This window comes from Fulvivirga kasyanovii (genome assembly GCF_009711405.1).
Classification (GTDB): domain Bacteria; phylum Bacteroidota; class Bacteroidia; order Cytophagales; family Cyclobacteriaceae; genus Fulvivirga; species Fulvivirga kasyanovii.
In genome coordinates, this window is the sequence record NZ_SMLW01000196.1 from 1 (window position 1) to 1,965 (window position 1,965).

The following is a 1,965-nucleotide window of genomic DNA, read 5'->3' on the forward strand; positions in this document are numbered from 1 at the left end:
AGTAAACAAGTAATCGGTAAAAATGGGTGGTTAGAATATCGGGATTTTGAATATTTCCACCGCACTAACTATTCCCTTGAGGGGATTATAGGAGTGTTTTCAGCAGTGAAAGGTTCTGGCAGAGCATTGATCCGGGGGATCCTGAATATTTTCCATGAGGTTTGTCTTATATTTTGGTGTACGAGACGGAAAATTTCAGGATGACGGGTTTATTGAATGGCCTTGCACCGAGGCTGGAACTTACTTAGCACAAATACCACGTCATTCCGGAATTTTCGCAGTGTAGCGGAGAAAATATCCGGAATCCCCGCGAACCAAGGCAGAGGCTGAAGATTACGTAGTGCTGGCCATTACTTTTTTACCCGGCAAAGATTGCATTACTGCATCCTAAGACGTCGAGTCCTCTGCGAGCTTAGGTTAACCCACATTTTATGTAGAAATTAGAAATAAAACTACGGATGGATAATCGTGTTATCGAGGAACAAATAAAAGGGGTTAGCTTTTCGGATGGTAGATTAAGGCAGCGCTATGAGTCGTGTTTATTGATGATAGAATCCAAAGATTGGAGCCAATCTTTTCCTACCTTGATAAAAAACAGCTATGCATTAAAAGGTTTTTATCGTTTTATAAACAACAGTCGGGTGACGCAGTCAACATTTATAGAAGGTTACAAAAGCGGTCTTTCCAACTATAGTAAGCAACAGGAGGACCAGGAAAGTTCATGGTATCTGATACATGATACGATGTATGTAGAGTTTAATGATCGGGAATTGGATTTGGGTTACACCCAAGGCAAAGATTCGAATGGATTTCTATTACACCATGGCTTATTATTAGATCAGGATCACGTTCCCCTGGGCTTGCTTCACCAGGATATGATCCACCGCGATCGTTCTGATTTTGGAAAGCGGGGAGATTGTAGAAAGAAATCCATCGATGATAAGGAATCTTCCAAATGGTTAGCCGGCATACAAACAGGAAAAGACTTTAGTGAAGCAACAGGCAGGAAGCTTGTCCACCTGCTGGATAGAGAAGCGGACATAGCCGAGGTAATCAATTTATTTCTGAGCAACCGTCATGAAGGTTCTGGCTTTATTATACGGGCCCGCCATGATCGCAGCACATTAACACACAGCCAAAGGGAGCAAGAGGAAAACCTAGGCCTGTTTCGTCTATTCAGCCTGATTAAGGAAAGTAATCACCATAAAATAATCCAACGTACGCTACGCAATAAAGCAGGCAAGCCTTATGAAGCCGAATGTTGGCTACGCTATGAGGCCTACAAGTTCAGAGGTATAGAAAGTGCCATCACATGTGTGTTCCTGGAGGAAGTTTCTACTACGAAAGAATCTAAAATGACGGGATGGTACCTGCTGACCGACCTTCCGGTACGGAGTTTTGAAGAAGCTGAACAGGTTGTAGAAGGCTATACAAAGAGGTGGGTAATTGAAGAGTTTCATAAATGCTATAAAACAGGTTGTAGTATAGAGAAGCGTCAGTTTGATAGCCGAGGGCCGCTGTGTACAGTCATTGGTTTTTTAGGGCTTTTGGCTATTCAACTACTTCGCAGTAGGTATTTGGCAAAAATGAGTCCTGAATCATCATTTGAAGATGTTGTGCCTCAACTACAGGCGCAGGAGCTGGCCAGGAAAGTTGCGAAAAAATATTTGATGCCCATCGATCTGACCATCGCCCAAGAGGGCACGGTGTTATGGTGGATACTCTTATTGGGAAGAATGGGAGGACATCAGGGCTTTAAAAGCAAAGGCATGCCGGGATGGCAAACCTTATGGAAAGGCTTGAGTTATTTTAATACGTTGTTAGAAGGATATGAAATGCAGGCATCTCCTTAAAATGTGGGTTAACCTAAGTCTGCGAGAGACATCGGCTGGAAAATAGAACACCCTCCGACCTGCGGCCACCTCCCTCGAGGGAGGATTAATGCTGTTGAAGGATTTCTTTTCG

At 43.4% G+C, this 1,965-nt stretch carries 1 protein-coding gene; it reads left to right on the forward strand.

Annotated features, from left to right (window positions below; all coding sequences use genetic code 11):
- Window positions 1–458 precede the first annotated feature (458 nt).
- Window positions 459–1,853, forward strand: coding sequence for an IS4 family transposase (locus tag E1163_RS00775; RefSeq protein ID WP_155168620.1), 1,395 nt, complete (start codon window positions 459–461; stop codon window positions 1,851–1,853).
- Window positions 1,854–1,965 lie beyond the last annotated feature (112 nt).